Here is a 24,275-nt window from a genome sequence, read left to right on the forward strand (position 1 = left end):
ACTTTTGCCCTTGGAGGCATGCAATGAAGGACGAACTCGCGACCACTCTCAATTCGGAAATTGCACCGAACGGAGAAGTCGACGGAAGCCTAGTGTTCTTGGCCGGTGAGCGGTATTACCGCATCGGCCATTACGACCGGATGGATCCGTTCTTCATGAGCGTGGTGAGCGACTCCGACCACTGGATGTTCCTCTCCACCAATGGCGGCCTCACTGCAGGTCGACGCGACCCTGATAACGCCCTCTTCCCGTATTACACCGACGACCGCATCCACGACTCTTCCGAGACGACGGGTTCGATCAGCATGGTGCGTGCCACTCGCGACGGTCGAATCTCGCTGTGGGAGCCGTTCACGACGCGCCAAGAGGGCCTGTACCGCACGGAGCGCGCGCTCTACAAGAGCGTGTACGGCAATCGGGTGCTGTTCGAGGAGACCAACCACGATCTCGGTTTGGTGTTCCGCTACTCATGGTCCAACAGCGATGCCTACGGATTTGTGCGCCAGAGTGAGGTGCGTAACGTCTCAGACTCTGCAGTCGACATCGAGGTGCTTGATGGCATCCGCAACGTGTTGCCGTCCGGTGTCAGCCGACGCTTCCAGCTGGAGTTCAGCACACTGGTCGACGGGTACAAGCGCACCGAAACGGCCGAGGACACCAGCCTCGCGCTTTACCGCCTCAGCTCAATTCCTACGGATACCGCAGTACCCAGCGAGGCGCTGAGGGTGAACGTGGCATGGGCCACGGGCCTCGACTCCGCCACGGTGCTGCTCTCAGAGATCCAGTGCGACGCCTTCCGTGCCGGCGCGGCCGTGACGGCCGAGGCTGACATTCGCGGACGCCGCGGCGCGTACTTGGTATCGGCCTCATTCGCGCTCGCAGCAGGGGAAACGGTCGACTGGCTCGTGGTCGCCGAAGTCGAGCAGGACGCTTCCGGCGTGCGAGCCCTCATGCGTGACGTGGCGGTGCCCGGAATCAAGGACCGAGTGCTAGCCGACGTCGCGAGCGGCACCGCCAAACTCGTGCGGATCGTTGGCGAGACGGATGGACTCCAGGCCACCGCTGATGAACCGAGCGTGTGGCGCCACTTTGCGAACACGCTGTTCAACGCGATGCGTGGCGGTCTGCCCGATCACGGCTACCTCGTGTCTCGCGACGACCTGCGCGCCTATCTAGCCAAGACCAACGCGCCCGTTGGTGCTCGTCACGCGGACTTCCTGGACGCGCTTCCCGCGACGCTGTTGCGCAGTGACTTGGTGGAAAGAGTCGCGGCTGTAGGCGACGTCGATCTCGAGCGCCTTGCGGCGGAGTACCTGCCGCTGTCCTTCAGCCGTCGTCACGGCGACCCAAGCCGCCCCTGGAACTCGTTTTCGATTCGTCTTAAGGACGATCAGGGCCTGCCGATGCTGAACTATCAGGGAAATTGGCGGGACATCTTCCAGAACTGGGAGGCGCTCGCGCTGTCTTACCCCGACTTCGTGGAGGCCATGCTCTTCAAGTTTGCGGACTCGTCCACGATCGACGGCTACAACCCCTACCGTGTGCTGCGCGAGGGGTACGAGTGGGAAATGTTGGACGTGGACGACGATTGGGCGAACATCGGCTATTGGGGCGATCACCAGGTTATTTACCTTCTGCGATTGCTCGAAGTGGCGGATCGCCACCGCCCCGGCAGCCTCGTGCCCTTGCTCACTCGCAAGGTATTCACCTTTGCGGACGTTCCCTACCGGATTCGGCCGTACGAGGACCTGCTGCGCGATCCCCGCGACACTATCGACTTCGACCAGGCCGTCAACGATGCGGCAATGGAGCGTGCCGGACGCATCGGCTCCGACGGTAAGGCTGTTGTTGACGCCGATGGGGCTCTGCTACGTGCCAACCTCGCCGAGAAGCTGCTCATCGTCGCGCTCTCCAAGCTGTCAAACTTTGTTCCCGGCGGCGGCATCTGGATGAATACCCAGCGCCCTGAGTGGAATGACGCCAACAACGCCCTGGTCGGCAACGGGGTGTCGATGGTGACGCTGTGCTACCTGCGCCGCTACCTCGCCTTCGTGGACGAGCAGTTCGCGCACTCCGCGCTCGAGGAGGTCGAGATGTCGGCCTCGGTCGCAGCGTCCATGCGCGCGATTGCCGCGGCCTTTGACGATCACTCCGACCTTGCATCCGGGGCCGTCTCGGACGGCGACCGCAAGACGTTGCTCGATCGCCTCGGTGCGGCCGGAACGGCCTACCGCGCAAGCGCGTACGACCAGACGTCTCGCGGAGTTTCGACGACCGTGTCGATAGGGGAGATTCGCGCCTTCATTGAGGGTTCACTTCACCACGCCGACAACACGATCGCGACTAACCGCCGCGACGACGGCCTCTACCACTCGTACAACATCATTCGGGTGTCGGACGACGCGGTCGCCGTCAAGCACCTCAGTGAAATGCTCGAGGGTCAGGTGGCCGTGTTGAGCTGTGGGCTGCTCGGGGCTACGGAGGTTGCCGACCTGCTGGATGCGTTGCGCACGAGTGCGCTGTACCGCGCGGACCAAAACAGTTACATCCTGTATCCCGATCGCGAACTGCCGCACTTCCTCGAAAAGAACCTGATATCCGATGACGACGCCGCAGCGTCCGGACTCCTCTCAGCGATGCTGGAGAAGGGCGACACCCGCATCGTTGCCAGGGACGTCGACGGCGGCATCCACTTCAACCCGGCGTTTCGGAATGCCGCCTACGTGGGCGAGGCACTCACTGCCCTCGGCGAGGGGGAGTACGGCTCGCTCGTGGCGGACGACCGCGCCCGCATCCTCGACACCTACGAGGCCGTCTTCGAGCACGCGTCCTTCACGGGGCGCTCTGGAACCTTCTACAAGTACGAGGGTCTCGGCTCGATCTATTGGCACATGGTGTCCAAGCTGTTGCTCGCGGTTGACGAGGCGCGCCAGCGCGCGATCCAGACGGGGGCGAGTGCTGCCGTGGTCGAACGCCTCGAGAGGCACTACGACCAGATCCGCGACGGCATCGGCGTTCACAAGTCGCCGGCCGAATACGGTGCGGTGCCCACCGACCCGTACTCGCACACTCCCAGCTTCTCGGGGGTGCAGCAGCCCGGAATGACCGGTCAGGTCAAGGAGGACCTCATTACGCGTGCGAGCGAGATGGGTGTGGTCGTTGAGGACGGAGCGGTGCGCTTCGAGCCGCGACTCGTGCGCGCACAGGAGTTCCTTGACGCGCCCGCAGTGCTGACTTATGTGGGCCTTGACGGAGAATTCGCGGACGTAGCTCTGCAGGCAGGGACGATGGGCTTCACCCTGTGTCAGGTTCCAGTAGTGCTCCACCGCGATGGCACGGCGGGAATCGTCGTGACGCGCGGCGACGAGCAGAACCGCGTGGAGGGTTTGGGGCTCGACTTGACCGACTCCGCCGAGATGTTCCAGCGCACCGGCAGCATCTCTCGCCTCGACGTCTTCTTGGGGCTTGCTGGCTGACGATGCAGAGAACGCCTCGGTCACCGCAGAGGAGACCGAGGCGTCGCGGTGGCAGGCGGCAAGCGGCAGGGGATGCCCGGCGCTCCCACTGTTGGTCCGCTGGGTCACGTCGTGATGGCAACCCGGCCCATCAATCGGCTATGGTGAACTTATGTGTGCACCGCAGTTCAACCTGCTCCTTCGTTGCCGCGACGAGGCCTAAACAGCCGGATTCTCGTCGCGGTGGTTGGTGTGCCGGCTTACAAGCCCCCCACAGACTTTGAAGGATTGATATGAACCGCGAACCAGAAGCCACGCAGGACTACTACACCGGCGGCGAGCAGACCCGCTCGCAGATGCCCGTGCACAAGTACCTGCCGTTCCACGAGCAGATCACCGTGGACCTGCCGGACCGGACCTGGCCCACCAAGCGCATCGAGAAGGCGCCGCGTTGGTGCGCGGTCGACCTGCGCGACGGCAACCAGGCGCTGATCGAGCCCATGAACGCCGAGCGCAAGATGCGCATGTTCGACCTGCTGGTCGGCATGGGCTATAAGGAGATCGAGGTCGGGTTCCCCAGCGCGAGCCAGACCGACTTCGACTTTGTCCGCGCCCTGATCGAGCAGGACAAGATCCCGGACGATGTCGTGATTCAGGTGCTGACCCAGGCGCGCGAGCATCTCATCGAGCGCACCTACGAGTCCATCAAGGGCGCCAAGAACGCGATCGTGCACCTGTACAACTCGACCTCGGTCGTCCAGCGTGAGGTCGTGTTCCGCAAGGACATGGACGAGATCCTGGACATCGCGACCCACGGGGCAATGCTGTGCCAGAAGTTCGAGGAGACCGTCCCCGGCACCAACGTCTTCTACGAGTACAGCCCGGAGAGCTACACGGGCACCGAGCTCGAGTACGCCGTCAGGGTCTGCAACGCGGTCCTCGACGTCTGGAAGCCCACGCCCGACCGCAAGGTGATCATCAACCTGCCGGCGACCATCGAGATGGCGACGCCGAACGTCTACGCGGACTCCATCGAGTGGATGAACCGCAACCTGGACTACCGCGACTCGGTGATCATCAGCCTGCACCCGCACAACGACCGCGGCACGGCCGTCGCCGCCGCCGAGCTGGGCTACATGGCCGGCGCCGACCGCATCGAGGGTTGCCTGTTTGGCAACGGGGAGCGCACCGGCAACGTCGACCTGGTCACGCTCGGCATGAACCTGTTCAGCCAGGGGATCGACCCGCAGATCGACTTCGGCGACATGGACAACATCCGCCGCACCGTGGAGTACTGCAACCAGATCGACGTGCACGCGCGTCACCCCTGGGGCGGAGACCTGGTGTTCACCGCCTTCTCCGGATCGCACCAGGACGCGATCAAGAAGGGCCTGGAGTCCATGGACGCGAAGGCCACCGCGCAGGGCGTCGAGGTGGACGACCTGGTCTGGGCCGTGCCGTATCTGCCCATCGATCCGCGCGACGTAGGCCGCTCGTACGAGGCCGTGATCCGCGTCAACTCGCAGTCCGGCAAGGGCGGCGTGGCGTACCTTCTCAAGACCGAGCACCAGATCGACCTGCCCCGCAGGCTCCAGATCGAGTTCTCGCAGGTAGTGCAGCGCGAGGCGGACGCCTCCGGCCGCGAGATGACCGCGGACGCGATTTGGCAGATCTTCCAGGATGAATACCTGCCGGCAGCCGCGGCGGACGATGCGTGGGGCCGGTTCGCGCTGCACGGCACCCGAGCCACGTCCTCCGACGTCGGCCCCGACACCCTCGCGGCAGATATCGCCGATGCGGGAGTCTCGCTCACGGTCGAGGGCTCCGGGAATGGGCCGGTTGCCGCTTTCGTGGCGGCGCTGGGGACCAGGGGCGTCAAGGTCGAGGTGCTCGACTACCACGAGCACGCGCTCGGCGGCGGTGGCGACGCAGCCGCTGCTTCGTACGTCGAATGCCAGATCGGCGACCAGATTCTGTGGGGCGTGGGCATCGACCCGTCCATCACCACAGCGTCTCTCAAGGCGATTATCTCCGCGGTCAATCGCGCGGCCCGTTAGCGGCCGGTGCGGCGGCGACCCCGATTGATAGGGTCTTAACGACTTTGGTGGGGGCCCTGAGCAACGAGGGGTCGGCTTTCCCGCCTATGACGCACCGGCGCAAACCAGCGCCCGCGTCGTATGGAATCGAATCGTGCATTGCGCACGAAGTGCTGAGGAGTACACATGTCAGACAACGTCACACCCCCGTCTGTTCCGCCCGTCCCGCCAGTGGCGGCCACGGACCCGTCGGTCCCGGAGCAGCCCGAGTCCGGCTCGCGTAGCTTCGTCACCACCTGGCTGCTCTCGTGGCTCCTGGGTTTCTGGGGTGTTGATCGCTTCTACCTGGGTAAGGTCGGCACCGGCCTGCTGAAGTTGTTCACTTTGGGTGGCCTGGGCGTCTGGTACCTCATCGACCTGATCGTGACGCTCTCCGGCGGCACGCGCGACAAGGAGGGCCTCGCCCTCGCGGGTTACTCGCAGAGGCGCGCGCTCGCCTGGGCGGTCACCATCGGGGTGTGGCTACTCGGGGTGATCATCGCCATCGTCATCGCGGTCTCCGGCGCGGACGATGCGGCGCCGGAGGCGTCTGTCTCCGCCAGCCCTTCGGCATCGACCACGCCCAGCCCGACTCCGACCGCGACGGTCACGGCGGAGCCCTCCGACGAACCCACCGAGGAGCCAACCGTTGAGCCGAGTGGCGAACCTGTTGACGCCGTCGCGTGGGCCGACGAAACCTACGGCACCTTCGAGGAACAGACCTTCACGGGCAACGGCAACGACGTGCTAGAGCTTCCCGAGGGCGCGGTGGCCGGCATCGTGACCTCCTCGTACACGGGCAGCTCGGACTTCACCGCCTTCTCGGTGACCCCGCTCGACGCTAACAACGACCCCACCGGAGACGTCGTGGCGCTGTCGCTCGGCGACTTCGAGGGGTCGAACGTGTACGGAATGAACGGCGACCTCCTCGAGACCGCGACTCAGCTTGAGGTGGAGGCCGACGGCGAGTGGGAGATCACCGTCTCTCAGCTCAGTTCCGCCCCCACGCTGGCCCCAAGCGGGACAACTGACGGAGTCTTCCTTTACGACGGCCCCGCCGCCACGCTCACCGGAAGCTACGTCGGCGACGGCGCCTTCTCGGTGATGGAGTACGGGGGCGACGCCTTCTCCGGCAGCCTGTTCCTCGAGGTCGGCGAATTTAACGGAACCACCACCATGCACGCCGGTCCTTCGGTCGTCACCGTGGCCGGAATTGGTGAGTGGACGCTCGCCACCAGCTAGCCGCGAGCAAACCGTCGACCGCGCCCGAGCACCCTTAAGTGAGGTGTTCGGGCGCGGTGCGTTCACCCTGCCGCCCGGCTGCGGGACTCGATGCGGGTGCGCGTTTGCATGAACCAGTCAAAAGTGGCCAATTACCTGCTAACTTGGTCACGACCTTCGCGCCAACCTTGGAGTCTCCATGCCCCGATCTCGCCTCATCCTGCCCCTTCTCGTGGGAGGGCTGATCGCGCTGACTGGGTGTTCCGGCCCCGCCGGGGATTCGGGGGAGACCGGCACGTCTGGTGCCGATGGCGCGCAAGGCGAGACCGGCGCGAACGGCCTCGCAGGTTCGGCGATCATTAGTGGGCGTGGCGCGCCCGATGTCCTCACCGGCAATGATGGTGACTGGTATCTCGACACAGCGTCCGGAGTTCTCTACGGCCCTCAGGCTGACGGCACGTGGCCCTCGGCGGGACTCGACCTGATCGGGGCGGCGGGAGCGGCGGGTGAGCCCGGTGCTCGCGGTGCAGCGGGGTCCGCTGGGGCCTCCGGAACGGCAGGCGGGGACGGCACAGCCGGACCGACCGGGCCGATGGGTGTCGCCGGGCCGATGGGTGCCGCGGGGGCGCCGGGAGCATCCGGCGATGACGGAGCGGTGGGTGCAGCGGGACTCACGGGCCCGATTGGCGCAACGGGCCCGATTGGGGCAACGGGAGCAGCGGGGCTCGACGGGCTAACGGGTGCGACTGGTTCGACGGGACCAGCCGGCGCCACCGGGGCCACCGGGGCCCCTGGACCAGTCGGTGCCACAGGTGCCAAGGGAGACACTGGCGACACTGGTGCGACGGGACCCCAGGGCCCCACCGGGGCCAGCGGCACGGTCGCGGGCTTTGGTGACCAGACGGGGAATGCTTCCCCCGGTTATTCCGGCGCCGAGTGCACACTCGGCGAGGTGATGTTGACAGCCACTAGTACTGCAGTGGGATACAAGGCCGATGGCTCGCTGCTGCAGATCAGTAGTAACACCGCGCTCTATGCGTTGCTGGGTACCACTTACGGAGGGAACGGAACCACTACTTTCGGACTTCCGGACCTTGGCCCAATCACCCCGGACCACATGACCTACACGGTTTGCAGCGCCGGACTGTTCCCGCAGCGTAACTAGGCAGGCTGTCGCGGGTCTCCGGCTCCCCCCAAAACGGGGTCAATGCGGGTTCAATCCGTAGACCTCTCGCGCGGCGCAGATGCCGGGAGGTTGCGCGCGCGACAATAGAGCGTGCCCCTTTATCGAGATCATGCGATTGTGCTGCGCACCCACAAGCTGGGTGAGGCGGATCGCATCATCACGTTCCTGACGCGGCACCACGGCAAGGTGAGGGCGGTCGCCAAAGGCGTGCGACGCACTACCAGTCGCATCGGTGCGCGCACCGAACCCTTCATGCTGGTGGATGTCCAGTTTTATGAGGGGCGCAACCTGGACATCGTGAGCCAGGTCGAGACGCTGGAGCCGTACGCGCGCCGCATCAGCGAGGACTACGCGCTGTACACGTCGGCGACCGCGATGGTGGAGACGGCGGACAAGCTCGTGGACTTGGAGAAGGAGCCGGCCAACGAGCAGTACCGACTCCTGCACGGAGCCCTCGGCACGCTGAGCCGGCGCGGACACGATCCCGGCCTGGTGCTCGACAGCTTCCTGCTCCGGTCGCTTTCCATCGCGGGTTACGAGCCAAGCTTTCACGAGTGCGCGAGCTGCGGGAAGCCGGGGCCGCACCGGGCGTTCGTGGTTGCGGGTGGTGGCGCCGTTTGTGAGGCTTGCCGGCCGTCGGGAGCCGCGGCGCCCGCGGTAGAAACGTTTGAATTGTTGACTGGGCTGCTACGCGGAGACTGGGCGGCGGCCGATGCCTCCGAGGAGAGATACCGCCGCGAGGCGGCCGGGCTCATCGCCGCGTACACGCAGTTTCACCTGGAACGCAAGGTGCGCAGCCTCAGTCACGTGGACAGGTCGCAGCCCACCCGACAGGCGCGGCCGGTATGAGAATCATCGCGGAAGTGTCGGCGTGAGGAGCGGGCCCGATGGACGTTGACGACGCACTCCTGGACGAGATCGCACAGCGATGCGAGGCGGTCCTGGCCGGCACCGAGCCGCGCTTCGAGTCCTACGCATGGGCGGTGACGATGACACTGGCGGACGACAGCGCGACGTTCGGTCCGCTCGTGACCGACGGACTGCTCTTCCTCGGTGAGCTGACCCTGGTGGAGACCCGCCCGGGACGCATCGAGCGCGTCGAGATGCTCAGCCACTGGCAGGAATGGGCCGTGACCGACCGGGCAGTCCGGGACTGGTTCGTGCAGTGGAGCAACGCCGTAGCCGAGCATCGCGAGTCCAGGGTGGCGGCGGCGGACGGCTCCGACGACCCGGATCTGTGGATGGAGATCGACCAGATCGGGCGCGACGTGCTGGGAGACGAGGACCCAGGTACGTAGCGCGGCCACGGCGGGGTCCGGCGCTAGGCTGGCCCCATGCCCATCGCACCCCCTCCGCACCCATCCGGCGCGACCCCTCCCGATCTTCCCCGTAGCGCGATCCCTCGGCACATAGCAGTGGTGATGGACGGCAATGGCCGCTGGGCTAAGGAGCGCGGACTGCCGCGCACCGAGGGGCACAAGCGGGGCGAGGCCTCATTGCTCGACGTGGTCGCGGGAGGCGTCGAGGCCGGAGTGAGCCACATCAGCGCCTACGCCTTCAGCACCGAGAACTGGAAGCGCAGCCCCGAGGAGGTGCGCTTCCTGATGGGGTTCAACCGCGACGTGATCCGCCGGCGCCGCGACGAGATGAACGACTGGGGCGTGCGCGTGCGCTGGGCCGGTCGCCGACCCAAGCTCTGGAAGTCGGTGATCGACGAGCTGGAGGAAGCCGAGCGACTCACGGCCAACAACACCGGGCTGACCCTCACCATGTGCGTCAACTACGGCGGTCGCGCGGAGATCGCCGATGCCGCGAGGGAGATCGCGCGGAAGGTGGCGGCGGGTCAGATCAACCCCGACAAGATCACCGAGAAGACGCTCGCGGCGCATCTCGACGAGCCGGATATGCCGGATGTGGACCTGTTCTGGCGCTCGAGCGGCGAGCAGCGCTCCAGCAACTTCCTGCCATGGCAGGCGGCCTACGCGGAGTACGTTTTCAGCGACGTGCTGTGGCCCGAGGTGGACCGCACGCACCTGTGGGCGGCTATTGAGGAGTACGCCCGGCGGAATCGGCGCTTCGGCGCAGCCTGACCGCCAGCCAGGACACCACAATCACCGCGACGGTCGCGCCTATGAACAGCCAGGGCGAGGCCTGCCACGCGCGCACTACCGAGGCTCCTACGAGGAAGTATGCGCCCACCCAGAGGACGCAGCCGGGGAGCATTGCCAGCGTGTAGAGGTCCCAGCGCATGCGCCCGTAGCCTGCGGCCGCGTTGACGAGGGTCTGCAGGCCGATGGTCAGGAACGACAGGGGGATCGCGACGAAACCCCACTTCTGGGTGAACTCGTCTGCGCGCTGCATGCGGGGGCCGGAGAGCTTGTTGCTCCAGCGAGCGAGCCGGGGGTGCTTATCCGGCTCCTCCGCGAGGGTGGCGGCGCCCGCCCGGACCCAGCGTCCGACGAAGTACGTCGCTTGGGTGCGCACGAACACCACCCCAAACAGGAAGATCGCGACCGCCCACCAGCCGAGGTCGTCGATGAATCCTGGGACGCCGGCCATCTAGACGCCGGCGGCGGTGCACGCGCCACACAGGCCCGTGAGCTCGACGGTGTGGTCGATGCTCGAGTAGCCGTGGCGGTTCGCTATGCGCGACGCCCAGGCCTCGAACTCGGGGACGTCGATCTCCTCCGCGGTACCGCAATTACGGCATCGCAGGTGGTGGTGATGCACCTCGCCCGCCTCGCACCGGCGGTAGAGAGTCTCCCCGGAATCCGTGACGACGGCGTCGACCTCGCCGCCTTCGGCGAGCGACTGCAGGGCGCGGTACACGGTCGCGAGGCCCACGGTCGATCCCTCGTGGCGCAGCACGTCGTGCCACTGCTGAGTGGAGCGGAAGTCGCCAGTCGCCTCGAGCACGGTCAGGATCTCGGTGCGCTGGCGGGTCTGGCGCGGCTTGGGGTTATCGGGGGTCATGGGGCAACTTCCGTCCGCGAGGTGGTTCGCCGTGATCTGCGCCGCAGCAGCGACGTGACGACGCTGACCAGCAGGAACAGTGCCACGCCGAGCACGACGATGAGCGCTCCTGGCTGCAGGTTGTGTTCGAGCGTGATGCTCACGCCGGTGAGGCACAGCGCCGCGCCGATGCCCATGGCCAGCCACATGGTGCGCGCGAACGAGCGCGTGATGAGTTGGGCGATAGCCACCGGCAGGATCATCAACGCGGAGACCAGCAGCACGCCCACCACGCGCATGGCGACGGTAATGGTGACGGCGGCGAGGACCGCGACCACCATGTTGAGGAAGCGCACGGGAAGGCCGATGGAGAAGGCGAACTCCTGGTCGTGAGTGACCGCGAACAGCGCCTGGCGCAGGCCAAGACCGACTGTCAGGATGACGACGGCAAGGATGACCGTCATCCACACATCCGTCCAGGTCACGGTGGAGATGGAGCCAAAGAGGTAGCCGAGCAGGTTGGCGTTGGTGCCTCCCGCGGCGCCGATGAGGAGCACTCCAGCGGCGATCCCGCCGTAGAAAAGGATCGCCATGACGACGTCGGCGCCCGTGGTTCCGTGCGACCGCATGCGCTCGATGACGGCCGCCGCGGCGATCGCAAAGACGATGGCGCCGGGGATGGCGAGCGCGTCGCGTTCGGCGAAGCCGGCCCACGAACCAGCCAGCCAGCCGGCCGCGACGCCGGCAAGGGCCACGTGACCGATGCCGTCCCCGAGCAGCGCCATGCGGCGCTGCACCAGGTAGGTGCCGACGATCGGCGCGGCCAGGCCAACGAGCAGGGCGACCAGCAGCATGCGCTGCACGAGGGGGTCGGTCAGCAGGCTCATGAGGTCACCTCCCAGCTCAGGCCGGGCTCGCCTTCGTGCGGGTCGTCGTGGGGGTGGACGTGGTCGTGGCCGGGGAGCGCGTGCACCCCGAGAGCATGCGGGGGCTCGCCGACGTGCGTGACGCACCCGCGTTCGAGGACCACCGAGGTGTCGATGAGAGGGGCCAGTGCCCCGAGTTCGTGGAGCACGATGACGATGGCGGTGCCGGCCTTCCTGCGCTCCTCGAGTGCGTGGGCGAGCGCCTCCTGGCTGGGGACGTCGACGCCGGCCATGGGCTCGTCCAGGATCAGTAGGTCGGGGTCGCGCACCAAGGCGCGCGCGATCAGCACGCGCTGCTGCTGGCCCCCGGACAGGCGCGCGACGTCGCGGCCGGCCAGGTCGCCGATGCCGAGGCCGTCCAGCGTCTGCTCGGCGCGCAAGCGAGCGCCGCGGGGGGCGCGCAGGTGGCCCCCGCCGAGCAGGCCCGCAGTCACCACCTCGCGGGCGGTGGCGGAGACTCCCGACGCGGCGCTGACGCGCTGCGGGACGTAGCCGACCCTGGCCATCGTCCGGCGGGACGGCTGGTCGCCAAAGATGCGGATGTTGCCGGAGGAGTGAGCGATAGCCCCGACGGCGGTGCGGATCAGTGTCGATTTACCCGAGCCGTTGCCGCCCATGACCGCGACCACCTCGCCGGGTGCGCAGGACAGCGACACGCCGTGCAGGATCTCGGTGCCGCCCAGCGCGACGGTCACGTCCTCCACCTCGAGGGCCGGCGTCAAGTGCGCCGGAGTGGACTCAGGAACAGGCAAGTGCTTCTCGCAGGTTGGATAGGTTTTGGTTCATCACGCTCATGTAGTCATCTTGCCCGACGACGCCCTCGATTGGGTCCAGCACCGCGGTGGCGACCCCGGCATCGGACGCGAGGGCCTCTGCGACGTTGGCGCTGACGAGCGACTCCGTGAAGACGGTGGTCGCCCCCTCCGCGCCCATGAGGTCCCGGATCTCGCGGACCCGCGCCGGCGAGGGCTCAGCGTCCGGGTCGATGCCGCTCAGGCCCTCCTGGTGGAGTCCGTAGCGCCCCGTGAGGTAGCCGAAGGCCTCGTGGGTCACGAAGATGTCCTGGCGTTCGCACTGGGCCAGGCCCTCGGTGAACGTCGCGTCGAGTTCGGTCAGGTCGGCGGCGAGCGCGGCGGCGTTGGCCGTGTAGTCGTCGGCGTTGGTGGGATCGAGGCTCGCGAACTCCTCGCCGACGGCGGTGGCGTAGGTCGCCAGCAGCGTGGGGTCCAGCCAGAAGTGCGGGTCGATAGTGCCGTGGTCGTGATCGTCGTGGTCGTCCTCCGCCTCGGCCTCGTGATCCGCGGTGTCCTTGAGCTCCACGGCGCCGGCTGCATCCAGCGTGTGGACGTCGGTCGCGGCTATCGCGTCGTCCACCGCGGGCTGGAAGTCGGACAGGTAGAGCACCACGCTCGCGTCCTGCATCTCGCGCACCGTAGCGGGGGAGAGCTCGAGGTCGTGAGGCTCCACCCCGGGTGCCGTGAGCCCCTGAACGTTCGCGTGCTCGCCGGCCACGCCCGCGGCGACAAACTCGAGTGGGTAGAAGGCGGCTGCCACGTCGATCTGGGAACCGTCTTGCGCGTCCGAGTCCTCGGGACTCGCGGTGCAGGCGGACAACACTAGGGTGCCGGCTAGGGCGGCGGAGAGGAGGACGGGGCGCAGTGGTGTGGTCATGGCTACGACCCTAATGCTATTGATAATCATTGTCAATAAGGTTGGGACGCCACGCGCTGAGGCAACCACAGCATCGGCCGCACGCCGATAGACTGTTGCGAGCAATTCTTCCGTACGTATACAAGGAGTCTCCAGTGGCACAGCCGTCCCGTCTTGACAGCGCGATCTCGCTAGCGAAGCGTCGTGGCTTCGTTTTTCCCGCCGGCGAGATCTACGGCGGAACCCGCTCCGCCTGGGACTACGGACCCCTGGGCGTCGAGCTCAAAGAGAACATCAAGCGTCAGTGGTGGCGCGCGATGGTCAACACCCGCGATGACATTGTGGGCCTCGACTCCTCGGTGATCCTGCCGCGCAAGGTGTGGGAGGCATCGGGCCACCTCACGGCGTTCACCGACCCGCTGGTCGAGTGCACGAGCTGCCACAAGCGCTACCGCGAGGACCACCTGCTCGAGGAGTTCGAGGAGAAGAAGGGCCGCGTGCCCGAGAACGGCCTGGCGGACATCGCCTGCGCCAACTGCGGCACCCGCGGCGCCTGGACCGAGCCGCGCAACTTCAACGGCCTGCTCAAGACGTATCTTGGAGCGGTCGAGGACGAGTCCGGTCTGCACTACCTGCGCCCGGAGACCGCGCAGGGCATCTTTGTGAACTTCGCGAACGTCATGCAGGCCACGCGCCAGAAGCCCCCGTTCGGCATCGCGCAGATCGGCAAGAGCTTCCGGAACGAGATCACGCCCGGCAACTTCATCTTCCGCACCCGCGAGTTCGAGCAGATGGAGATGGAGTTCTTCGTGGTGCCCGGCACCGACGAGGAGTGGCACCAGAAGTGGATCGACGAGCGCACCGACTGGTACGTCGGCCTAGGCATCAGCCGCGACAACCTGCGCCAGTACGAGCACGCTCAGGAGAAGCTGTCGCACTATTCCAAGCGCACCGTGGATATCGAGTACCGCTTTGGATTCCAGGGCAGCGAGTGGGGCGAGCTCGAGGGCATCGCCAACCGCACCGACTTTGACCTTAAGACGCACGCCGAGCACTCGGGCAAGGACCTGCAGTACCGCGACCCGGTCACCAACGAGAAGTACTTCCCGTATGTGATCGAGCCGGCCGCGGGGCTCACGCGCTCGCTGATGGCGTTCCTCGTCGAGGCCTACGAGGAGGACGAGGCGCCCAACACCAAGGGTGGCGTCGACAAGCGCACGGTGCTGCGACTCGACCACCGCCTGGCCCCGGTCAAGGCAGCGGTGCTTCCGCTGTCCAAGTCCGAGGACCTCGCGCCCACGGCTCGTAACCTGGCCAAGGAACTGCGCGGGGCCTGGAACGTCGACTACGACGAGACGCAGGCCATCGGCAAGCGCTACCGTCGCCAGGACGAGATCGGCACGCCGTACTGCGTGACGGTGGACTTCGAGACGCTCGACGACCAGGCGGTGACCATTCGCGACCGCGACACCATGCAGCAGGAGCGCGTGGGCCTCAGCCAGGTCCAGGGCTACCTCGCGCAGCGTCTCATCGGCGCCTAGCGGTTCCGAAGGGTCGACGCGTTCCAGTGCACTCGCATACTGATAATCAGCCGCGTGCGTCCCGCCGGACCACCATAGTTCTCGCGATTCTCGTTGCTGTGATCGGCGTCGCCGTGGCGGTCGGCGCCGCGATGACCTGGCCGAGCAATCTCTCCACGCTCGGCTCCGAACAGCTGATCGCCGACGACGCCGAATGGGTCAAGGCGGACGTGGTGTCCGTCGACGAGGCGACGGGCCAGATCACGGTGGACGTGACGAGCCGGGGTGAGCCTCAGCGCGCGAGCGTCCAGCCGTCGGGCGTGCCCGGGATGCTGTTCGAGCCCGGGGACAGTATTCGGGTGCTCGAACTGCCGGACGGCTCGATGGTCTTCTCCGACTTCGATCGCACGGAGCCGATGTTGCTGCTCCTCGCTATCTACGTGCTTGTCGTGTTGCTCGTGGCGCGCTGGCGCGGGGCGGGTGCTCTGCTGGGGCTTGGCATCGCCTTCGGCATCGTCGTCTTCTACGCGGTTCCGTCGCTGCTCGACGGCAATAGCCCGGTGTTGGTCGGGCTCGTGACCGGCGCGGGGGCGCTGTTCGCGCTGCTGTACATAGCGCACGGCCCCAATGCCAGGACCACGACGGCCTACCTGGGGACGATCGCCGGGCTTGCGGTTACCGCGCTGATCGGCGTGTGGGCCGTCTCTGCGGCGAATATTCCGGGAGTGCCTGGAGAGGCCGAACTGAGCCTGATCTACATCAACGGAAACATCTCGCTGAGCGGCCTCGCGCTGTGCGGACTCATCCTCGCCGGCCTCGGAATCCTCAACGATGTCACCGTGACGCAGGCCTCGGCCGTCTGGGAGCTGCGCAGCGCGCGACCGGATCTGCCTCGCCTCGAGGTCTTCAAGCGGGGCATGCGAATAGGTCGCGATCACATCGCGTCCACCGTCTACACCTTCGCCTTCGCCTACGTCGGAGCGTCGCTGCCGCTAATCGTGATCGTGCTGCACTTCGACACTGGGGCTGAGACCGCTATCACCTCATCTGAGGTCGCGGGGGAGATAGTGCGCACGCTGGTGGGGTCCATCGGCCTGGTGCTGGCAGTTCCCTTGACCACCGCGATCGCGGCGCTCGTGGTGGGCCGCCACGCGGTACGCGAGCCAGCCCTGGAGCCAGCCAGCGCGTAGCCCGCCACCGGCGCTGTTCGGGGGTCTCTGCGCGTCCATATGGCGCCGATACTGCCGCGCCGGACGTTTCAGTAGGGTTGCCAATACCTCATTCTGGCGACGCAACATATTCTCCACGACGGCCCTTGGCGCATTTAGTTCCAGTGGGGATATCTCCTGGTAGACACCCCTGTCGGCGGCATGAAATTGGCACCCATTCGTCCGCGAATTTGCGCAGAGGTGAATATGAACATCGTGTAAATTCATGCCCGCTAACTTGCGTGTGATGTACATCACACCTTACGTTCGTCACGTCATCGAATTGATGGTCGACGGAGGTCCTGAGAGGGGCGAAACCGCGATCGGAGTTCATCAATGACGATGCGCTGTGGGACCAGAGCCCGCGGCATCGGTGGCACACCAACCAGTGGATTTTTCTAGTACTTGGAGGTGTGTCTATGGACACGCTGCTTGCTGAGGGCAAGGACCTGTTTGACAACGTGAGGGCGTTCTTTCCGCTCGCCATCGCGGGATCGATCGTCTGGGGATTGTGGCTCTACCGGGTGATCCTGTCGCGGCGAGCTCGGCCCATCGTGACCGACTTCCGCACCACCACGTCCGTGATCGTCCCGTCGTATCACGAGGACCCGAACATCCTGCTCCGGTGCCTCGACTCGTGGCGCAGCCAGAACCCCACCGAAATCATCATCGTGCTCGATGTCGCGGACGTCGAGGCCTACAACCGCATCACCGCGCTAGGGGATGACCGTGTCACGGCGGTGCTGTTCCACCACGTGGGCAAGCGCTCGGCGCTGGGCTGCGGGATTCGTCTCGCTACCTCGGAGATTCTGTTCCTGGTCGACTCTGACACCTGGTGGGAGCCCGGGCTGTTGCAGGCCGGGCAGATGCCGTTCGCGGACCCGGAAGTGGGTGGCTGCAGCACCCAGCAGAACGTTTTCGAGCGCAACTCGAGCATCTGGCGCCGCACGGCCGACTGGCTGGTCAACTTGCGCTACTACGACTACGTGCCCGCCATGGGGCGCGCGGGGGCGGTGCCGTGCATCTCGGGCCGCACGGCGATCTACCGTCGCGAGGCCGTCATGCCGGTCCTTGACAACCTCGAGAATGAGTTCTTCCTAGGCCGCCGATGCGTCGCGGGCGACGACGGCCGGCTCACCTGGCTCGTGCTCGCCTCTGGCTACAAGACAGTGCATCAGTCCACCGCTCGCGCGGTGTCTATGTTCCCGTCGAGCTTCCGCGCCTTCATCAAGCAGCGCGTGCGTTGGAGCCGTAACTCCTACCGCACGTACTTCACCGCAGGGGCCAAGGGGTGGCTGTGGAAGATGCCGTTCGTGACGAAGGTGACGATCCTCCAGATCCTGTTGACCCCCGTGACGATGGGCCTCACGCTGGGCTACCTGTTCCTCTCACGCTTCGAGGCGACCTGGCAGGGTTTCGTGATCGTGGCGACCTGGATGATGCTGGGGCGCGGCATCCGCGGCTGGTCAAACCTGCGGCGCAACCCGAGCGACATCTTCCTGCTGCCCCTCATGGTTCTCACCGTCATCTTCATCGCCCTACCGATCAAGCTCTACGCGTTCGTCACCATGAACAAGCAGGGGTGGCTCACCAGGAGTGCTGACGGGGTGGGCGGCGAGGGGCAATCTTCCTCGACGCTGACGTCGACCTCCGACCCGGTCCCCGCGGGGGTGTCCTCATGATGCGGTTCCGCACCACGGCTGTCGCCATCGGGCTCGCCTCGATCCTGGCGCTGGTAGCGGCGCCGGCTGGCGCGGCATCGTCCCTCGACGACGATGAGGGCACGGGGGCCCCGCTGCTGGGTGCCGATCAGGAGGCAGAGCCGCAGGCAGAACTGGACCCGGAGACGGAGTACGTCTACCCGGGTGACCCGGCCGCGGAGGCGGCGCTGGTGGCGGCGGAGGATCGCCGACTGGTCGACATCGACCTGGTGGCATCGGGCACGCTCGTCCCCGAGTTGGATACGACCAGGCCCTTCCGCGTGAGTGGGAGCGCGGTGTCGACACTCGTGCTCACCGCCCGCACTGGCCCCTACACGCTTGACGAGCTGAGCGAACTGGCTCCGCAGTCCGTCGCAAACCTCGGCGGCGGCACCTTCCGGCTCAATGAGAACGTCGCGATTCTGCCGGGGGCGACGTTCCTGGTCTCCGCTCGCGGCCCGGTCGAGCTCCTGCTCGCGAGCCAGCCCGAGGGCTTCGTCTCGGTCATCTCCCTGGGCGGTTCGCTCGTGATCCAGGGCAGCGCGGAGTCACCAGCGCGCGTGCGCAGCTGGGACGCGCCGCAGGGTCAGACCGACCTAGACACGTCGGATGGGCGCGCGTATCTGCGGGCCATCGGCGGACAGATCTCAATCTCCAACGCGCAGCTCGATGACCTCGGATTCTGGAGCGGCAATACCGGGGGACTGGCGCTCACGGGCACAGACGAGGTCTTCGGCCTAGTCGCCGGGATCGATGCGGTAGGCGGCGCATCGTCGCCGGACAGCCCGGAACCCGCCGCAGGCGTCGGTACAGACGCGGCCACTGCGCCCGAGCAGGGAGGCGGCATCGCTACCGAAAGCGCGGGGGAGGCCACGGCGACGTCGTTGGCGGCCCCCACCGACGAGGCGGTCGTGGACCCCGGCACAGGCGAGGGCCTCATTCCGTTGGGTGTCACGGCGTGGATCTCCAACGTGAGCGCGGTAGGCAACGCCTTCGGAATGTTCGTGTCGAACGCTGAGCAGGTGGAGATTCGGGACAGCTACGTCTCCGAGAGCCTGGTCGACGGCGTCGTCTTCCACCGCGAGGTCAAGAGCTCCAACGTCGTCAACACGGAGTCGAGCCGCAACGCCGGAGACGGATTCCGGATCTCCCGTGGCTCGAACGGCATTCTGCTCGACTCCGTCACCGCGGACGGCAACGGCAACAACGGCATCACGATCAACGCCGCGCCGCTCGCCACCGGGCCATCGGCGGTGGGCCTGTCCACCGAGTCGTACGGCGCCCATACGGTGCGCGACAGCGTGGCCAGTTCCAACGCGGACACGGGAATCGAGTTGAGCGGCGGCACCGATATCGCCCTCACGCGCAACGCCACGAACGGCGGTCAATTCGGCATCGTGGTGCGCGACGGCGCACAGGCTGTCGCACTTCAAGACAACGCCATCAGTGGGCCCGCCAAGCAGGGGGTCGCGGTCCGCGACGGCTCCCAGGTGGAACTCGCAGGCAACGAGATCTCCGAAACCGTCACGGGCGTGTACGCCCGCGACTCGATCGTCAATGTCAACGGCAACGACATCTGGGGCGTCACGAATCACGGCGTGACCATCACCGGCCTCACCGACGGCAGCGTCGTCGCCAAGAACACCATTGCGGGAGTGGGCGCGTCGGCCATCGATGTGTTCCGCGCCGATGCCGTGGCGGTTCAGGGCGACAACGACCTGGCGCAGTGGAGCACCAAGAGCGTCCAGCAGGTCGTTGTCGACTCCGTCACCAAGCCGCTGACCATGATGTGGATCCTGCTCGGGGGGCTGCTGATCCTGACCGCCGTCCTCGGGATCAGGCACCGCAGGCATGGGGTGCGACACCCTTACCGTGGTCGGACCCCGCTGTCAGAACTCACGCGCGGAATGGTGGACCCATCCTCGGTTCCGGGAGTCAACGTTCCCGGATCGGCTGACCTCTCGGATAGGGAGGCCCCCGAAGCGGCGGGTCCCGCGGTGCCGGTTCACGCACCGGTCGCTGGGACGGAGGCTCCCCAGCCTTCCGTGGCGAACCCCGGTCGCGCCCGGCGCGAAGACGGTGGCGTGACCCGTGTGGGGCTACCCCGTAGGTTCTCGGCGACGGACCACGAATCGGTGGGCGTATGAACCGGCGGGAGTGGATGATCGCCGCGTGCGCCGCCGCGGTCGGCGCGCTCGTGGTCGCGGCACCTGTCGCCCTGATCTCCACCGCCCAACACGCGTCCGCATCGGGAGCCGGATCCTCTCTGGCTGGTGCTCCCTCACCGGGCGAGGCGTCCTCCTCGCCGACCGCCGTCGAGCCGACGGCACCGTCGACGTTGGAGTGCTGCGGCTCCGGGACGCTCGACGCCGAGGGTGTTGGGGCAGCTGCGGCGGAGGGCTCGCAGGACGTCCAGAACGATGCTAAGCCCTCCACCAAGGAGTCCGAGGGGACGGCGGCATCGGCGGCTGCGGTGGTCTCCGCGGCGCCCCCCGCGGCCCAGGTGCCGCGTTGCCCGGCCGCGACCGTGAACGTGGGGACGGCCGATGCGCTGGCCGAGGCTCTGGAGGCCGCTCAGCCGGGCGACGTGATCGGGATGGCGGACGGCGTCTACGAGGGCAACTTCGTCGCCGAGGCCTCGGGCACCAGCTCCGAGCCGATCGTGCTGTGCGGGTCCCAGGACGCGATCCTGGATTCCGGGGGCCCCAAGGAGGGGTACGTCCTCCACCTTGACGGCGCCTCTCACTGGACCCTGTTGGGATTCACGGTCCGCAACGGCCAGAAGGGCGTCATGGCTGATGGAAGCCAGGGCAGCGTGATCGCCGGGTTGACCGTTCACCAGATCGGCGACGAGGCCATCCACCTGCGCGGGCACAGCTCGGACAACGCGGTGATCGGGAACACGATCTTCGATACCGGGCTGCGCCGCGACAAGTACGGGGAGGGCGTCTACGTCGGAACCGCCCAGAGCAACTGGTGCGACATCACCGACTGCAAGCCAGATAACTCCGACCGAAACCTGATCCAGGACAACACGATCTACGACGTCACCGCTGAGGCCATCGACGTGAAGGAGGGCACCTCGAACGGCGCCATCCGCGGCAACAGTTTTGACGGCTCCGCCGTGACGTCCGACGGCGGGGACTCCTGGGTCGACGTCAAGGGCAATCAGTGGCTGATTGAGGGAAACGTGGGCGAGTCATCGCCCAACGACGGCTTTCAGACGCACGAAATCCTGGAGGGATGGGGCGCGGGGAACGTCTTCCGCGACAACGTCGCTGACGTCGGCGGCCCCGGGTACGGCATCTCGCTGACGCCCTCCCTCGACAACGTGGTCGCGTGTTCGAACATCGTCACCAACGCGGCTGAGGGGTATTCAAATGTTGCCTGCATCTAATACGGGGTCCGTGAGGGGCGTTCCGTATGTCCACCGCACCATGCACACCAACCATGAGGAGAAATAATGTCTACCACCATTCCCACTGCCCTCGACGAGAACAACGTCCCAGCCAAGCCGCGGCTCACCGTGGTCGGCACTGGCTACCTCGGTGCCACCCACGCTGTCGCGATGGCGTCACTCGGGTACGAGGTGCTCGGTGTCGACATTGACCAGGCCAAGATCGATCGACTCGCCGCGGGCGAGGTCCCGTTCTTCGAGCCCGGCCTGCCGGAACTCCTCGCGGAGGTGTTGGAGACCGGACGGCTGCGCTTTACCACCTCCTTCGACGAGGCGGCCGAGTTCGGTGACGTGCACTTTATCTGCGTCGGAACCCCCCAGCTCGAGGGGTCGCACGCCGCGAACCTCGAGTATGTGGAAAGCGCCTTTACGGAGTTGGCCAAGCGCATCACGAAGCCGGCGCTGCTGGTCGGAAAGTCGACGGTGCCGGTGGGCACGGCCGAAAGGCTGACCGACATCGTGTGCCTGACGTCGCCCAATCCGGAGCTCGTGGAGCTCGCCTGGAACCCCGAGTTCCTGCGCGAGGGTTACGCGGTGCAGGACACGCTGCACCCGGACCGGCTGGTCTTCGGGGTGCAATCCGAATGGTCGGAGGAGATGCTGCGGGCGGCATTCGAGCCCATCCTCGCCGCGGACACTCCCGTCGTCGTGGCCGACATGAAGACGGCCGAACTCGTCAAGGTGGCCGCGAACTCGTTCCTCGCCACGAAGATTTCCTACATCAACGCGATGGCGGAAGTCTGCGAGGTCACCGGCGCAGACGTGAACCTGCTCGCCTCCGCGCTCGGCTACGACGACCGCATCGGCTCTCGGTTCCTCAAGCCAGGACTGGGCTTTGGCGGGGGCTGCCTCCCCAAGGACATCCGCGCCTTCGCCCACCGCGCCGAGGAGCTGGGCGCCGGGCAGGCGGTGGCCTTCCTTCACGAGGTCGACGCCATCAACAATCGTCGGCGACGCCGCACCGTCGACCTGGTGCGTGAACTCGCCGGAGGGGACCTCAAGGGCAAGCGCATCGCCGCCCTCGGTGCCGCGTTCAAGCCCAACTCCGACGACATCCGCGACGCGCCGGCGCTCGACGTGGCCGACATGATGCGGGCCGAGTCCGCGAGTGTCGTGGTGTTCGATCCGGAGGCGATGGACAACGCCCGTCGCGCGTACCCGCAACTCGAATACGCACCCAACTTTGCCGAGTGCATCCGCGACGCCGACGTGGTGGTGCTGCTGACGGAGTGGCAGAAGTTCCGCGACGCCGACCCGGAAATGATGGGCGTGTTGGTAGCCCGCCGGGCGATCGTCGACGGCCGGCACGCGCTGGATGCCGACGCCTACCGTGCCGCCGGTTGGGAGTACCGGGCGCTGGGTCGACCAGCCCAGCCCGCCACCGTGCGCCTGGTGGAGGACGCGAAGGATCAGGTGTCCGCCACGGCGTAACAGAATTGCGGCCGCTCCTCCCAGCCGCCGCGATGCCGTCCGCCCCGGGGCTCCCTCAGCGACCGGGGCGGACGTGCGCCCCTGTGAGGGCCCCAATGACTTCGAATAGGCGGAGGGCTCGGCGGCAACTGACCAGCTGCTGGGGATGGACGCCCCGTAATGTAGACCAGTCGGGTTGAGTCTTGGACCCACCAGTTCCAGTTGGCCAACTGGGCCTTCCGGAGCCGATATGTCGTGGGATTGGGAGTCCGGAGGTCTTCAATTGGCAAAAGTGCCTCGACCGCGGCATGGCGGCACGCATTGGTGGGGAGATCCCGATGAACGTCGTATTGAACTAGGGTTTGAGGTGTTGGCGCGGGTCGTGAGTTTGCGCGGCAAAACCGCTTGGCAACCGGTAGCATCAGAGGCCTAAGTGGGAGGGGTTAAGCATCATGCTCGAGCCGCAAAGCGGCCCCAAATCATCGCGGAAGACGTCGCGTTCCGGGGCAGTGACCATTTATGATATTGCCGATCTGGCGAAAGTGAGCCCGTCGACGGTGTCCCGGGCACTTAATCAGCCCGGAAGGGTATCGGCGGCGACGGAAGCGAGGATCCGCGCCGCGGCGGAGAAGCTTGACTTCCACGTCAACCCCATGGCGCGCGCGCTTCCCACGGGCCGAACCAACACGATCGCGTTGGTCGTGGCCGACATTACGAATCCAGTTGTGTTTGGCATAGTCCGAGGCGCTGAGCGAGCCGCAGCGAAAGCTGGCTACACGCTCGTGATTTCCGAGTCTCAAGAGTCCGGGGCCGTAGAGGCGGCAACGGTAGCGCGCATCGCGCCAGCCGTAGATGGCATTGTATTGGCGACCACGCGGCTTACTGATTCCGATCTAGCGAAGCTAGCTCGACGCAAGAAACTAGTCATGATCAACCGGGCAGCCGAGGGCATCAGGAGTGTCGAGCCTACTATTCGTACTGGTGCGGCCGAGCTTCTCTCTCATCTGGTGGCACTTGGTCACGAGGCGGTTGCGTTCCTCTCCGGGCCACGGGACTCATGGACGAGCGCGAGACGGTGGGAGGCGTTGTTGGTGGAGGCAAGGCAGCTAGGCGTTTCGATCTTCGAGATTGGCCCGAACTCGCCAACAATTGATGGAGGCAAGGCAGCGTTCGACCGGGTGTCCGCTTCGCCGGCCACCGCCGTGATCGCCTTCAACGATTTGCTCGCGATCGGCCTGATTCAAGTGGCCCGCGACCGAGGGGTGCGGATTCCTTCTGAACTCAGCGTTGCCGGATTCGACGACATTTTTGGTGCCGAGTTCATGGTCCCATCGCTCACTACTGTGCGGGTGGATCTGGCCGCGGCGGGGGAGCAGGCCATCGATATTCTCTTGGCGGAGATCGGGGTCTACAAGGAAGTGCCCGAACTCGAAGAGTTGGTGTCCACCCTGGTGGTACGAGACTCGACTGGGCCGAAGGTCGGTCCTTAGCCGCATCCGACGGTGGGAGTCATGG

General features: G+C 66.3%; 19 protein-coding genes. 14 read left to right on the top strand and 5 right to left on the bottom strand.

The genetic code is table 11. The features are described from left to right. Nucleotides 1–23 precede the first annotated feature (23 nt). The 7 genes from ACQU6B_RS04725 (at nucleotide 24) to ACQU6B_RS04755 (ending at nucleotide 10,027) form a co-directional block, all read left to right on the top strand. Nucleotides 24–3,476 (top strand): hypothetical protein, encoded by a 3,453-nt coding sequence (locus tag ACQU6B_RS04725; RefSeq protein ID WP_430868895.1) that lies wholly within the window; start codon nucleotides 24–26, stop codon nucleotides 3,474–3,476. Nucleotides 3,477–3,748: 272 nt separating this feature from the next. Further along, on the top strand, nucleotides 3,749–5,512 hold the full coding sequence (gene leuA / locus ACQU6B_RS04730; protein ID WP_430868896.1) for a 2-isopropylmalate synthase: 1,764 nt from the start codon (nucleotides 3,749–3,751) through the stop codon (nucleotides 5,510–5,512). Between the two features lie 165 nt (nucleotides 5,513–5,677). After that, complete coding sequence (locus tag ACQU6B_RS04735; RefSeq protein WP_430868897.1) at nucleotides 5,678–6,772, top strand: NINE protein; 1,095 nt, start codon at nucleotides 5,678–5,680, stop codon at nucleotides 6,770–6,772. A gap of 178 nt (nucleotides 6,773–6,950) precedes the next feature. Next, nucleotides 6,951–7,916, top strand: a complete 966-nt coding sequence (locus ACQU6B_RS04740; protein WP_430868898.1) for a tail fiber protein — start codon at nucleotides 6,951–6,953, stop codon at nucleotides 7,914–7,916. A 111-nt stretch (nucleotides 7,917–8,027) separates the two neighbouring features. After that, on the top strand, nucleotides 8,028–8,786 hold the full coding sequence (gene recO / locus ACQU6B_RS04745) for a DNA repair protein RecO (RefSeq protein WP_430868899.1): 759 nt from the start codon (nucleotides 8,028–8,030) through the stop codon (nucleotides 8,784–8,786). A gap of 38 nt (nucleotides 8,787–8,824) precedes the next feature. Next, complete coding sequence (locus ACQU6B_RS04750) at nucleotides 8,825–9,235, top strand: hypothetical protein (RefSeq protein WP_430868900.1); 411 nt, start codon at nucleotides 8,825–8,827, stop codon at nucleotides 9,233–9,235. Between the two features lie 36 nt (nucleotides 9,236–9,271). Beyond that, nucleotides 9,272–10,027, top strand: a complete 756-nt coding sequence (locus ACQU6B_RS04755; protein WP_430868901.1) for an isoprenyl transferase — start codon at nucleotides 9,272–9,274, stop codon at nucleotides 10,025–10,027. Here ACQU6B_RS04755 and ACQU6B_RS04760 read toward each other — a convergent pair. The 5 genes from ACQU6B_RS04760 to ACQU6B_RS04780 are packed head-to-tail and all read right to left on the bottom strand — an operon-like array spanning nucleotide 9,981 to nucleotide 13,486. Next, nucleotides 9,981–10,496, bottom strand: a complete 516-nt coding sequence (locus ACQU6B_RS04760) for a DedA family protein (RefSeq protein ID WP_430868902.1) — start codon at nucleotides 10,494–10,496, stop codon at nucleotides 9,981–9,983. The two genes, ACQU6B_RS04755 and ACQU6B_RS04760, sit on opposite strands and share 47 nt — an antisense overlap. Next, nucleotides 10,497–10,910, bottom strand: a complete 414-nt coding sequence (locus ACQU6B_RS04765; RefSeq protein ID WP_430868903.1) for a Fur family transcriptional regulator — start codon at nucleotides 10,908–10,910, stop codon at nucleotides 10,497–10,499. Then, nucleotides 10,907–11,776: a metal ABC transporter permease gene (locus ACQU6B_RS04770; RefSeq protein ID WP_430868904.1), complete on the bottom strand. Its 870-nt coding sequence runs from the start codon at nucleotides 11,774–11,776 to the stop codon at nucleotides 10,907–10,909. The genes ACQU6B_RS04765 and ACQU6B_RS04770 overlap by 4 nt, the downstream gene beginning before the upstream one ends. Next, nucleotides 11,773–12,510 (bottom strand): metal ABC transporter ATP-binding protein, encoded by a 738-nt coding sequence (locus ACQU6B_RS04775; protein WP_430868905.1) that lies wholly within the window; start codon nucleotides 12,508–12,510, stop codon nucleotides 11,773–11,775. The genes ACQU6B_RS04770 and ACQU6B_RS04775 overlap by 4 nt, the downstream gene beginning before the upstream one ends. Before the next feature lie 43 nt (nucleotides 12,511–12,553). Further along, nucleotides 12,554–13,486 carry a metal ABC transporter substrate-binding protein gene (locus ACQU6B_RS04780; protein ID WP_430868906.1) on the bottom strand — a complete coding sequence of 311 codons (933 nt, stop codon included), beginning with the start codon at nucleotides 13,484–13,486 and terminating at the stop codon, nucleotides 12,554–12,556. 134 nt (nucleotides 13,487–13,620) lie between these two features. On the opposite strand from ACQU6B_RS04780, the gene ACQU6B_RS04785 reads away from it, so the two are divergent. The 7 genes from ACQU6B_RS04785 to ACQU6B_RS04815 all read left to right on the top strand — a co-directional run bounded on the left by ACQU6B_RS04785 (nucleotide 13,621) and on the right by ACQU6B_RS04815 (nucleotide 24,250). Then, nucleotides 13,621–15,006 carry a glycine--tRNA ligase gene (locus ACQU6B_RS04785; RefSeq protein ID WP_430868907.1) on the top strand — a complete coding sequence of 462 codons (1,386 nt, stop codon included), beginning with the start codon at nucleotides 13,621–13,623 and terminating at the stop codon, nucleotides 15,004–15,006. A 98-nt stretch (nucleotides 15,007–15,104) separates the two neighbouring features. Continuing rightward, a complete protein-coding gene (locus ACQU6B_RS04790) occupies nucleotides 15,105–16,175 on the top strand; it encodes a YibE/F family protein (RefSeq protein ID WP_430868908.1) in 1,071 nt (356 codons plus the stop codon). Between the two features lie 437 nt (nucleotides 16,176–16,612). Then, entirely contained in the window at nucleotides 16,613–17,875 is a 1,263-nt protein-coding gene (locus ACQU6B_RS04795; protein WP_430868909.1) for a glycosyltransferase, read from the top strand. Then, nucleotides 17,872–20,040 (top strand): right-handed parallel beta-helix repeat-containing protein, encoded by a 2,169-nt coding sequence (locus ACQU6B_RS04800; RefSeq protein WP_430868910.1) that lies wholly within the window; start codon nucleotides 17,872–17,874, stop codon nucleotides 20,038–20,040. The genes ACQU6B_RS04795 and ACQU6B_RS04800 overlap by 4 nt, the downstream gene beginning before the upstream one ends. Continuing rightward, nucleotides 20,037–21,290: a right-handed parallel beta-helix repeat-containing protein gene (locus ACQU6B_RS04805; RefSeq protein ID WP_430868911.1), complete on the top strand. Its 1,254-nt coding sequence runs from the start codon at nucleotides 20,037–20,039 to the stop codon at nucleotides 21,288–21,290. The genes ACQU6B_RS04800 and ACQU6B_RS04805 overlap by 4 nt, the downstream gene beginning before the upstream one ends. A 66-nt stretch (nucleotides 21,291–21,356) precedes the next feature. Next, nucleotides 21,357–22,781, top strand: coding sequence for a UDP-glucose dehydrogenase family protein (locus ACQU6B_RS04810; RefSeq protein ID WP_430868912.1), 1,425 nt, complete (start codon nucleotides 21,357–21,359; stop codon nucleotides 22,779–22,781). A gap of 488 nt (nucleotides 22,782–23,269) precedes the next feature. Continuing rightward, a complete protein-coding gene (locus tag ACQU6B_RS04815) occupies nucleotides 23,270–24,250 on the top strand; it encodes a LacI family DNA-binding transcriptional regulator (protein WP_430868913.1) in 981 nt (326 codons plus the stop codon). Nucleotides 24,251–24,275: the final 25 nt, after the last annotated feature.

This window comes from Demequina aurantiaca, assembly GCF_050598105.1.
GTDB classification, from domain to species: domain Bacteria; phylum Actinomycetota; class Actinomycetes; order Actinomycetales; family Demequinaceae; genus Demequina; species Demequina aurantiaca_A.

What these genes read in the sequence shown, in the direction of transcription:
- ACQU6B_RS04750 (WP_430868900.1), top strand. Translation starts at nt 8,825, where the DNA reads ATGGACGTTGACGACGCACTCCTGGACGAGATCGCACAGCGATGCGAG.
- ACQU6B_RS04765 (WP_430868903.1), bottom strand. Translation starts at nt 10,910, where the DNA reads ATGACCCCCGATAACCCCAAGCCGCGCCAGACCCGCCAGCGCACCGAG.
- ACQU6B_RS04735 (WP_430868897.1), top strand. Translation starts at nt 5,678, where the DNA reads ATGTCAGACAACGTCACACCCCCGTCTGTTCCGCCCGTCCCGCCAGTG.
- ACQU6B_RS04770 (WP_430868904.1), bottom strand. Translation starts at nt 11,776, where the DNA reads ATGAGCCTGCTGACCGACCCCCTCGTGCAGCGCATGCTGCTGGTCGCC.
- ACQU6B_RS04725 (WP_430868895.1), top strand. Translation starts at nt 24, where the DNA reads ATGAAGGACGAACTCGCGACCACTCTCAATTCGGAAATTGCACCGAAC.
- ACQU6B_RS04810 (WP_430868912.1), top strand. Translation starts at nt 21,357, where the DNA reads ATGTCTACCACCATTCCCACTGCCCTCGACGAGAACAACGTCCCAGCC.
- ACQU6B_RS04795 (WP_430868909.1), top strand. Translation starts at nt 16,613, where the DNA reads ATGGACACGCTGCTTGCTGAGGGCAAGGACCTGTTTGACAACGTGAGG.
- ACQU6B_RS04740 (WP_430868898.1), top strand. Translation starts at nt 6,951, where the DNA reads ATGCCCCGATCTCGCCTCATCCTGCCCCTTCTCGTGGGAGGGCTGATC.
- ACQU6B_RS04760 (WP_430868902.1), bottom strand. Translation starts at nt 10,496, where the DNA reads ATGGCCGGCGTCCCAGGATTCATCGACGACCTCGGCTGGTGGGCGGTC.
- ACQU6B_RS04800 (WP_430868910.1), top strand. Translation starts at nt 17,872, where the DNA reads ATGATGCGGTTCCGCACCACGGCTGTCGCCATCGGGCTCGCCTCGATC.
- leuA (WP_430868896.1), top strand. Translation starts at nt 3,749, where the DNA reads ATGAACCGCGAACCAGAAGCCACGCAGGACTACTACACCGGCGGCGAG.
- ACQU6B_RS04780 (WP_430868906.1), bottom strand. Translation starts at nt 13,486, where the DNA reads ATGACCACACCACTGCGCCCCGTCCTCCTCTCCGCCGCCCTAGCCGGC.
- ACQU6B_RS04805 (WP_430868911.1), top strand. Translation starts at nt 20,037, where the DNA reads ATGAACCGGCGGGAGTGGATGATCGCCGCGTGCGCCGCCGCGGTCGGC.
- ACQU6B_RS04755 (WP_430868901.1), top strand. Translation starts at nt 9,272, where the DNA reads ATGCCCATCGCACCCCCTCCGCACCCATCCGGCGCGACCCCTCCCGAT.